The 10,232-nt window shown below is 59.7% G+C and carries 8 protein-coding genes and 1 tRNA gene; all 9 read left to right on the top strand.

Going from position 1 to position 10,232, the window contains the following annotated elements; genetic code table 11:
- Positions 1-69 precede the first annotated feature (69 nt).
- The 9 genes from P3S72_RS02290 to P3S72_RS02250 all read left to right on the top strand — a co-directional run bounded on the left by P3S72_RS02290 (position 70) and on the right by P3S72_RS02250 (position 10,149).
- Positions 70-1,422, top strand: coding sequence for a TolC family outer membrane protein (locus tag P3S72_RS02290; RefSeq protein ID WP_276195853.1), 1,353 nt, complete (start codon positions 70-72; stop codon positions 1,420-1,422).
- A gap of 43 nt (positions 1,423-1,465) precedes the next feature.
- Complete coding sequence (locus P3S72_RS02285) at positions 1,466-3,619, top strand: type I secretion system permease/ATPase (RefSeq protein WP_276195852.1); 2,154 nt, start codon at positions 1,466-1,468, stop codon at positions 3,617-3,619.
- Entirely contained in the window at positions 3,609-4,985 is a 1,377-nt protein-coding gene (locus tag P3S72_RS02280) for an HlyD family type I secretion periplasmic adaptor subunit (RefSeq protein WP_276195851.1), read from the top strand. The genes P3S72_RS02285 and P3S72_RS02280 overlap by 11 nt, the downstream gene beginning before the upstream one ends.
- A gap of 130 nt (positions 4,986-5,115) precedes the next feature.
- Positions 5,116-5,191, top strand: a tRNA-Thr gene (locus P3S72_RS02275).
- A gap of 568 nt (positions 5,192-5,759) precedes the next feature.
- Positions 5,760-5,990: a DUF4160 domain-containing protein gene (locus P3S72_RS02270; protein ID WP_276195850.1), complete on the top strand. Its 231-nt coding sequence runs from the start codon at positions 5,760-5,762 to the stop codon at positions 5,988-5,990.
- On the top strand, positions 5,978-6,442 hold the full coding sequence (locus tag P3S72_RS02265; protein WP_276195849.1) for a DUF2442 domain-containing protein: 465 nt from the start codon (positions 5,978-5,980) through the stop codon (positions 6,440-6,442). The genes P3S72_RS02270 and P3S72_RS02265 overlap by 13 nt, the downstream gene beginning before the upstream one ends.
- Before the next feature lie 369 nt (positions 6,443-6,811).
- Complete coding sequence (locus tag P3S72_RS02260) at positions 6,812-8,155, top strand: CHASE2 domain-containing protein (RefSeq protein ID WP_276195848.1); 1,344 nt, start codon at positions 6,812-6,814, stop codon at positions 8,153-8,155.
- Between the two features lie 37 nt (positions 8,156-8,192).
- Positions 8,193-8,558 carry a hypothetical protein gene (locus P3S72_RS02255; RefSeq protein ID WP_276195847.1) on the top strand — a complete coding sequence of 122 codons (366 nt, stop codon included), beginning with the start codon at positions 8,193-8,195 and terminating at the stop codon, positions 8,556-8,558.
- Between the two features lie 13 nt (positions 8,559-8,571).
- A complete protein-coding gene (locus P3S72_RS02250) occupies positions 8,572-10,149 on the top strand; it encodes a M48 family metallopeptidase (protein ID WP_276195846.1) in 1,578 nt (525 codons plus the stop codon).
- Positions 10,150-10,232: the final 83 nt, after the last annotated feature.

The raw sequence follows: 10,232 nt of genomic DNA, 5'->3' as shown, positions 1-10,232 counted from the left end.
TGCCACTCCAATGCACTATCCAAGTCTGTTGCGGTTTTTCAGGCAACCAATCCCCAGGGAAGAATCACAATGCGTTTGCACTTATTCAAAGCTTTGCCTTTTGCTCTAGCCGCCAGTTTCGTACAGGCTCAAACCCTGCCGGAGGCCATGCAGAAAGCGGTGGAAGTTCACCCGGAGATCCAATCGGGTGTCAATGCACGCATTGCTGCTGACTACCAAGTCGACGCAGCCAAAGGCGGCTACCTGCCTAAAGTCGACTTGCTGGGCGGTTATGGCCGTGAAAGCTCGGACAACACCACTACCCGCGCGGCCAGCAACAGCCACGATTGGAAAACCTTGAACCGCGGCGAGTCGACCATTCGTCTGCAGCAAAACCTGTTCCAAGGTTTTGGCACCCAAAATGAAATCGGCCGCCAACAAGCCACCGCCAATTCCCGTGGCTATGCGCTGCTCAACACGACCGAGCGCACCGCCCTGACGGTCGCCCAGGTTTATCTGGATGTCTTGACCCGTCGCGAGATGGTGCAACTGGCAGAAGAAAACCTGAAAAGCCACGAACGTATTTTTGACCAGATCAAATTGCGCACCAGCCGTGGCGTCGGAAGAATGGCGGACATGGACCAGGCCGAAGCCCGCCTGGCTCAAGCTCGAAACAACCTGATCACCGAACAGACCAACCTGGCCGACGCCAATACCAACTATATGAGCGTGGTCGGCCAAGACCCCGACCAACTCGAAAAGCCACTGGGTATCGTGACCTTGCTGCCGGCCAGCCTGGATGAAGCACGCCGCCAGATGATTGCGGACAACCCGGCATTGCGCTCTGCCGAGTCGGATATCACCGCCGCTGAAAAGCAGTACGAATCCGCCAAGGCGACCTTCTACCCGCGCTTTGATGCCGTGCTGCAACGTTCGGCCAACGACAACATCGCCGGCGACCCAGGCCATGACAACAGCTATTCCGCCATGTTGAACATGCAGTTCAACCTGTTCAACGGCGGCAGCGACAAGGCCAACCTGCAATCCAAGGCCTCCCAGGCCACCCAGGCGCTGGATATCCGCAACAACGCCCTGCGTCAGTTGAACGAAGAACTGGGCCTGGCGTGGAACGCCTACAATAACGCCACCCAGCAAGTACCGATCGCGCAGGAATACGTGGACCGCAGCACGCGAGTACGTACCTCGTATCAACAGCAGTTCAGCCTCGGTGAGCGTACACTGCTCGACTTGCTCGACAGCGAGAATGAACTGTTCACCGCTCAGCAGCGCCTGGCGCAGATCAAAAACCTGCAGCTATATACGCAGTATCGAATCAAGGCCGACATGGGCCAACTGCTGAGAAGTCAGGGCGTGGTAGCGCCGATGGCATCGGTTGTGCAGAACGATATTAAACCGTCGGTAAACCTGCCAGGGATGAACTGATTCTTGACGGCGTTGGACCACTCAGCAGTAAGAGAGAGTCAGCTTGGATTCTGAAATAGGTGTGGCGCAACTCAACCATGACCCGCGCAGTCAGCATGACGACCCCCTGCTGGATGGGTTGTTGACACTCTGTTCACTGCATTACAAACCCGCCAGCCGCGCGATGCTGACCACTGGGCTGCCACTGGCGGCCCAGCGTCTGAGCGCCGAGTTGCTGCCGCGTGCAGCCGCTCGGGCGGGTTTGCAGGGCCGGTTGCTGCAACGCAAGCTGGAACAGATTCCGTCCATCGCGCTGCCCGCCATGCTACTGCTCAAGGGAGGGCGCAGCGCGGTGCTGTTGGGATGGGACGGTGACACGGCGCGCCTGCTGCTCAGCGAAAGCGACGGCGGCGAAGTACACGTCGCCCGTGAAGTATTGAGTCAAGATTACAGCGGTCGGGTATTTTTCGCCCAACCGCAGCATAAATTTGACATCACCAGCGGCACGCTGATCCCGCGCGCACGCTCGTGGTTTCGAGACACCCTCAAGCGCTCGCGCTGGCTCTACGCCGACGCGATCGCCGCGAGCCTGGTGATCAACCTGATCGCCCTGGCCGCACCGCTGTTTGTGATGAACGTGTACGACCGCGTAGTCCCTAACCAAGCCACCTCGACCCTGTGGGTGCTGGCTATTGGTATCTGCGGCGCCTACCTGTTCGACCTGCTGCTCAAGAGCCTGCGCAGTTTATGCCTGGACCTGGCGGGCAAAAAAACCGACCTGATCATTTCCGCGACGCTGTTCGAGCGCATCGTGGGCATGGCGATGAAAGTACGCCCGGCACGGGTCGGCAGCTTTGCGCAGAACATCCATGAATTCCAGGGGATGCGCGACTTCCTCACCTCGCTGACCCTCGCGAGCCTGATCGACCTGCCCTTTACGCTGATCATCCTGGTGGTGATCGCCATGCTCGGCGGCCACCTGGTGTGGATTCCGATCATCGCCTTCCCGCTGGCCCTGGGTATCGGCCACATGCTGCAAAAACCGCTGACTGCGACACTGGAGCGCACCATGGCCCTAGGCGCCGAGCGCCAGTCGAGCCTGATCGAAACCCTCGCCGGGCTCGATGCGGTCAAGGTCAATAACGCAGAAAGCGAACGCCAGTATCAATGGGAACATACTATTGGCACCCTCAGCCGCCTGGAACTGCGGGTCAAGGTGTTGTCCGGCCTGGCCATGAACATCACCTTGCTGATCCAGCAAGTGGCCGGCGTGGCGATGATCATTTTCGGCGTGTACCAGATCATTGATGGCGTCCTCAGCATGGGCGGCCTCGTCGCCTGCTACATGCTCAGCGGCCGCGCACTGGGCCCGCTGGCCCAACTGTCGGGCCTGCTGACGCGTTACCAGCAAGCCAAGGTGACGATGGTCTCGGTCGACCAGATGATGGAGTTGCCGCAAGAACGCAACTACGACGAACGCCCGCTCAGCCGCAAGGCACTGCAAGGCGCGATGACGTTCCGCGAAGTCGACTTCACCTACCCGAACCAACAGACCCTGGCACTGCGCGGCATCAACCTGAATGTAAAGCCGGGCGAGAAAATCGGCATCATCGGGCGCAGCGGCTCGGGTAAAAGCTCGCTGGCCAAACTGCTGGTCGGTCTTTACCAGCCGGATTCGGGCTCATTGCTGGTCGATGGCGTGGACATTCGCCAGATCGATGTCAGCGAATTGCGCCATAACATCGGCTATGTGGCCCAGGACATCCAACTGCTGGCCGGCACCTTGCGCGACAACCTCGTCTCGGGCGCGCGCTACGTGGATGATGAAATGGTGCTGCAAGCCGCAGAACTTGCCGGCGTGCATGAATTTGCCAGGCTGCATCCGCAAGGTTACGAACTGCAAGTGGGCGAACGCGGGCAAAACCTCTCCGGCGGCCAGCGACAAAACGTCGCCCTCGCCCGTGCGTTGCTGTTGAACCCACCGATCCTGCTGCTGGACGAACCGACCAGCGCCATGGACAACACTGGCGAAGAGCGCTTGAAACAGCGCTTGCAGTCGGTCATCGAAAACAAGACGGTGATTCTGGTTACGCACCGCGCCTCACTGCTGAGCCTGGTGGATCGCCTGCTGGTGATCGACCGTGGCCAGATACTCGCAGACGGTCCAAAAGCGGCCGTTATGGAAGCACTGAAAAAGGGGCAAATCAGTGTCGCTTAATTCCGGCCCACGCCGTTTGAAAGACGTCATCTTCGGCTATTTCAGGGGCACCGACTCGCTCGAAGACCAACCCTTGCCCGAAGTCGAAAAAGCCCTGGTCGACGACGCCCCGCGCATCGTGCGCCTGACCATTTGGGGCGTGATCGGCTTCTTTGTGTTCCTGCTGCTGTGGGCACACTTTGCGATCATCGATGAAGTGACCAAAGGCGAAGGCAAGGCGATCCCCTCCTCGCGCATCCAGAAGATCCAAAACCTGGAAGGCGGCATCGTCGCTCAGATCTACGTGCATGAAGGGCAAATCGTCGACGCCGGTGCGCCACTGGTACGCTTGGACGACACACGCTTTGCCTCCAACGTCGGCGAAACCGAAGCCGACCGCGTGGCCATGGAGCTGCGTGTGGAGCGCCTCAGCGCAGAAATCGAAAATCGCCCCCTGAATATCACCGAAGACGCGCGCAAAGCGGTGCCCAATCAGGCCTCGAACGAAGAGTCGCTGTACCTGAGCAGGCGCCAGCAACTGTCGGACGAAATCGGCGGGCTGCAACAGCAACTGCTGCAACGCCAGCAGGAACAGCGTGAATTTGCGTCCAAACAGGAGCAATACCGCAACAGCCTGAGCCTGCTGCGCCAGGAGATCAGCATGTCCGAGCCACTGGTACAACAGGGCGCGATCTCGCCGGTAGAAGTGCTGCGTCTCAAGCGCTCCGAAGTGGAAACCCGCGGCATGCTCGACGGCACCACCCTGGCCATCCCTCGCGCCCAGGCCGCCATCAACGAAGTGCAACGCAAAATCGACGAGACCCGCGGCAAATTCCGCAGCGAAGCCCTGGGTCAACTGAATGAAGCGCGCACCAACCTGAGCAAGGCCCAGGCCACATCCAAAGGCCTGGAAGACCGCGTCAGCCGCACCATGGTCACCTCGCCCGTGCGCGGCATCGTCAAGCAAATGCTGGTCAACACCGTGGGTGGCGTGATCCAGCCCGGCAGCGATATCGCCGAAGTCGTACCGCTGGACGACACCTTGCTGGTAGAAGCCAAAATCCGCCCGCAAGACATCGCCTTCCTCCACCCCGGCCAGGAAGCGATGATCAAATTCACCGCCTACGACTACACCATCTACGGCGGCCTAAAAGGCAAACTCGAACAGATCGGCGCCGACACCGTGATGGATGAAGAGAAGAAGAACACTTTCTACCTCATCAAACTGCGCACCGACCGCAGCCACCTGGGCACCGACGAAAAACCCCTGCTGATCATCCCCGGCATGGTGGCCTCCGTAGACATCATCACCGGCAAGAAGAGCATCTTGAGCTACCTGCTCAAACCGATCATCAAATCCCGTGCAGAGGCCATGCACGAGCGCTGATTGGGGTAATTTGTTGCTGGAGAAGCGGATAAATGCAGGGCGAAGGGCGAAAACTTGGGTTTTCGCAAAAATAGTCAGATTTCAGGGGTTTACAGAACTTTTTCAATCGCTATAATCGTCGCCCTAACACGCCGGTATAGCTCAGTTGGTAGAGCAACTGACTTGTAATCAGTAGGTCCCGGGTTCGACTCCTGGTGCCGGCACCATATCTCGAAGCCCCGCAATGCGGGGCTTTGTGGTTTCTGGAGGTTGGGAAACTTCAGAAACGTGTAGGGTGAATTTAGTGAAAACGTCCACAAAACGTCCACACTCAAACAACTAACCTGCAGTTTTCCGCGCACCCCACTTCTTTTTATTACGCTCCGATGTCAATTCACAGCCAATTTTCATAGCCGCCTCCAATAGATCTGCTGCCTCACGGAAACTGTCTGAGTCCGCCGTCCCGTTGAAAAGCAAACCACCAGCGGTGACATCCAACCTAACGCTGTCAGTCAATTGATAAAAACGAACAATCTGCTTCGCTTCATGAGGCGTTAGCCCACCGAGTCGCGTAACGTTTGCCTGAACACTCGGTGTAGTGCTCGTGAATATTGACGGAGCACTTTAAAAACCTTGGCTCAAAGATCTCCGTAACTGAGGCGCCTCCAGGCGGCGACAAATAAGCCTGAGCGTCTCTCAGACCGTCGAGATACCCCCTCAACTCCACGTGGCCGCTGCGCTCATGACCGCCTCCGACAACTTGATGTATCGCCAAATTGGCGATACGATTCGGGCATGTCTACCAAACACCGATTTCGCGAAAAGTACCGCATAGAGCTGCGGGAAAAAGACCACCTACCGCCCCACGTACACTTGACGGGCGGCGGCGTCGATGTCTTGATAAGCCTTGAAACATGTGAGGCGATGTTGGGCCGAGCGCCGACGGTGGTGCTGAAAGAGGCTTTGGCCTGGGTGCGTTTGCACAAAGACGAATTACTGGAGGAATGGCATAAATGGCATCCATGAAACGCCCCCGCCTGCGGGCTGTGCAGGCGCGTCCCGGCCATGTGCTGGAGCTGACATTTATCGACGGCCAACAGTTTCTGCTGGATATGACCCGCGACGTGGCCACCTACCCAGGGCTCAAACCGCTGCAAGCGGCCAAAGCGTTCAAAGGCGCGACCGTGGGCGATGACGGATGGACGGTGGAATGGCCCGAACTGGACATTCAAATCGGCGCCGACACGCTGTACCTGGACGCCTTGGCTCAGGCAGCGCCGGATGAAAACACGCGCATCTTCATCGGTTGGCGTGCGCGTACCGGGCTCAACCTGTCGCAAGCCGCCGAGGCATTGGGTGTCGGCACGCGGAGCATCACCCGCTACAGCAACGGCCGCGAAGCGGTGCCCCGCACATTGGCCTTGGCCTGCCTGGGTTGGGATCGTCTGCAAGAACAGCCCCAGCTCAAACGCGCGTGAAACCTTAGCGGCGATACTGATCACGTAGCCCCCGAACCCCGCCCTGTGCGGGGTTTTCGTATCTTGTTGTTGGCACTCATGCTGGTGAGTCGCTCGTTGGCGATCTGAACATGTGTAAGCAATGCTTCCCTTGCCAGCCATCGATAGCCCTGGGTCCTCTAAATTTAGAGGCTGACACTCTGGCTTTAAAGCGGCAGCGATTTGAATCGCTCCGGATTCTGTTGTCGCGCCACTAAGGCTAACAAGGCGTTTCAGACTAGGCAGACAACCCACACGCAGAAATATGGCACTTCGCCACTTTCCCGATTGACACCCCCTCCCCGCCACGTTAAAACCCCTGCCTTGCTTGTGCTTTTTATCGAGACATGGATGTTGTCGACCCCTCCGCTGTTCAAACACCGCCGCTATTGGCTGGCGGTCCTCATCGTGCTGCTGGCGATCCTCGATCCTTTCGGCCTGGCCAGTTCCAGCGACAAGGCGTCGGCGCAGTGGCTCAACCGTATGTTCGCCAGCCACTACGCCAATGACGGCCAGCAGCGGGTGGCGGTGGTGTTGATCGATGATGCGTACCTGATGCGCAACGCCACCTCCTGGCCGATGCCCTATGGCGAGCAGAGCAAGTTGTTCAAGCGCTTGCTGGCGTTCAAACCCAAGGCGGTGTTCGTCGATTTGCTCTACAGCCACGACCATTCTTTCGGCGATCCTGCACGGGGCAGTCAGTTACTGGCGAATGTGTTCGAGCGCTATCAGCGTCAGGGCATTCCGTTGTGGCTGGCCAATACCGGGGTGGGGCGTGGCGAGGCGGGCCAGGCCAATACGCTGGCGCCGTTTGTCGAGGTCAGTCGCCCGGGCCTGGTGGCGTGGGCGGGGGTGGACGACAAGTACCCGTTGGCGGTGAATACGCCGATAGGCCTGATGGAAACCCCGGCCTTGGCGCTGTACCGCGCATTCTGTGAGACACAGGCCTGCCCGTCGCCGCCGGTGGATGCTCAAACCGCCGCAGGCCGGCAACCAATCGCGGTGCAATGGGGGCTGAAGTTGGCGCCGGAGCAGGCGCGGATCGCCGATGTGCGCCACTGCGCGCCGGCGCGGCATTTTTTGCTGGATGGGGTGGCGCAGTTGTTCCAGGCGGTGTTCTGGAAACTCGATGACTCGGAGCAGGCACGCTGCCCTTATACGCTGACGTTAGCGGCCAGCGACCTGGAAGTCAGCGACCCGGACGACCAAGCCCTGGTCGCCGAGTTGCTGCGCGACCGCCTGGTACTGGTCGGGGCCAATATCACCTCGACGGGTGATCTGGTGGAGTCGCCAGTACACGGCCAGTTACCGGGCGTTTATCTGCATGCCATGGCCCTCGACAACCTGATCAATGTGGGCATGGACTATGACCATGAGCCCGCCAACTTTCCTGGCCTGCCGTTTAATTGGCTGGACCTGCTGGAACTGGGCCTGCTGGCGTTGATCGCCGTGCTCAAGGCGCTGCATGCGCGGCGGCTGGCGAGCCTGCGCACCTGGAGCCGGTGGCGGCGCCAGGAAATCTGGTTTTTTTCTTCGCCGTGCCCGTCATGGCTGTTGGTGATGTCCGCGCTTGCCGGGGTCAGTGTGCTGCTGAGCCTCAGCCACATCACGCCGGTGAACGTGTTGGGCATTGTGTTGCTGTCGTTGGTGTTGTTCAGCGAACGGATCGAAGCCTTTTTCGATCGTGATCGCTGAGTGCGCCGCTTTGTCATTTGACTCAAGGAATCCAAGGATGAACAGAAGTCTGATCGTCGTGCTCGTTGCGCTCTTCACTCAGGGTGCCTGGGCGGAAACCCACAGCATCAAGGCGTTCCTGGCCGACCCGGTGGCGGTGCTGGATGAACAGGGTAAACAACAGCGCGAGCTGCCGAAAAAAGACACGCCGACCCAACCCGTCCCCGTGTTGCAGTACAACAAGGCGCTGGATCTGGTGCAGGTTGAGCTGGCGGGCCAGAAGGTTTGGCTGGACACCATGGACCTGCGCATCGAGCCGCCGCTCAATGTGGTCGACCTGCCCTGCCAGGGCCTGACCAAAAGCCAGACCAAAGACAGCCGCAACAACTCCACCATCGGTTTTGGTGCGGGCTGCAATCAATAAAAGGAGCGGTGCGGTGAAGGGATCTCTATTGGCAGCCAGCGTGCTGGCCAGCACGGTACTCAGTGGTTGCGCGACATTGAAAGGCGCCGACCAGGCGTTCCTGAACCTGGTGGGCCCCTCGACCCAATCCAGGGTCCAGGGCCACTACGTGGATAACACCGACGTGCGCCAGTACTACAAGCTCGACCCGCAACGCCAGAGCCAGCAGCGCTTGAGCTATGACGGGCGCGCGGTACCGGCGGCCGAAGCACGCCAGCAGAACCTGGTGGATATCCCGATGCTGCAGGTGTACCTGCAGGGGATTGTCACGCGCCTGTCCAAGGGCTGGCCGGGTGAGTTGCCGGTCTTGCAGGTGAAGATCACCGACAGCTACAGCTTCGGGCCCTCGGCAGACCCTTACGGCAATGTGTTCGTGCCGCTGGGCATGCTGGATAACGTCGGCAGCGAAGACGAAATCGCCGCGATGCTCGGCCACGAAATGAGCCACGTTCTGCTGCACCACCACGACCGCATGGCGGCCTTCCAGCAGCAGAAAGAGATGTTCACCACCGTGGCGTCCACCGTTGCCTTGGCCACTATGGCCGCCGATACCGGCGTGGACCGCAGTTCCGGGACGATGAAGCTGTTCAGCAAAGACCCCGCCGGCACCCAGAAAACCATCGGCAACACCGTGCTCTACACCACGTTGGCCAACACGTTTTCCGACCATGTATGGAGCACCGCGTGGGGCCGCACCCAGGAAGACCAGGCCGACCTGCTCGGCACCGACCTGATGATCCGCGCCGGTTACGCACCGCGCGCCGCTACCCATAGCCTGGAACGCCTCAACGACTTCCAGGGCAAACAGAAACCGTTGCTCAGCGGCTTCCTGACCGCACGCAAGAACGCCATGCAGGATTCGCTGCAGCAGTTCAATCTCAACCGCTTCACCCAGGAGTTGGACGTGCTGGTCAAAGACGGGCTGACCACCGGCATCTCCGCGACCACCCAGTATTTCAATCGCTCCCACATGTCGGCGATGGATCGCGACACCGAGTTGCGCCAGTACCTGCAGCGCGAATACCGCCAGGAGCGCCGTGCACGCATCAACCCCGAGAGCTGGACGAAGATAAAAGGTACGCCGCAAGTGGCCAAGGCCATGCAGGGCTACAAGGATGCCTACTTCGCCAACGACGCCCTGGAGAAAAACAAGCTGCCCGAGGCCGATGGGTTTATCCGCAAAGCCTTGGCCTCGCCGGTCAAGGATCAGCCAGGCATTCGTCGCACCGCGTACACCGTGCGCCTGGCCCAGGGCAAGAACGGCGAAGCCTTGAAAGAGTTGCAGGCCATCAAGGACTGGAGCCTGGCAGGCCCGTCGACCTATGACCTGATGATCAGCTACCACCTCAAGCGCGGCGACGGGGAATCGGCGCTGGCGATGATCGACAAGGCCGAACGCAACCTGGGCTCGGAAGAACTGTTCATCACCGAGAAGTTGCTGGCCAATCAGCAATTGCGGAACGCGCAGCAGGTGCAAACCGTGCTGCGCAAGTGCGAGCAATACCCGACCCGCAAGGCAAACTGCAAGAAGCTCGCGCCGGCCAAAGCCTGAGGTTGACGATTAGGCCTACGGAGCCCGCCTCCTTCCCGCGGCGCTTTTTCCTAGCGCCCGGGAAGACCGTTCCTCTCGCCCAC

The organism is Pseudomonas sp. D3 (assembly GCF_029320995.1).
GTDB classification, from domain to species: Bacteria; Pseudomonadota; Gammaproteobacteria; order Pseudomonadales; family Pseudomonadaceae; genus Aquipseudomonas; species Aquipseudomonas paraveronii.
Note: the sequence above shows the minus strand (reverse complement) of the source record. Positions and strands in the feature narration are given on the sequence as shown.

Coding starts and splice junctions, on each gene's coding strand:
- P3S72_RS02260 (WP_276195848.1), top strand. CDS start 6,812: ATGTTGTCGACCCCTCCGCTGTTCAAACACCGCCGCTATTGGCTGGCG.
- P3S72_RS02265 (WP_276195849.1), top strand. CDS start 5,978: ATGGCATCCATGAAACGCCCCCGCCTGCGGGCTGTGCAGGCGCGTCCC.
- P3S72_RS02290 (WP_276195853.1), top strand. CDS start 70: ATGCGTTTGCACTTATTCAAAGCTTTGCCTTTTGCTCTAGCCGCCAGT.
- P3S72_RS02270 (WP_276195850.1), top strand. CDS start 5,760: ATGTCTACCAAACACCGATTTCGCGAAAAGTACCGCATAGAGCTGCGG.
- P3S72_RS02255 (WP_276195847.1), top strand. CDS start 8,193: ATGAACAGAAGTCTGATCGTCGTGCTCGTTGCGCTCTTCACTCAGGGT.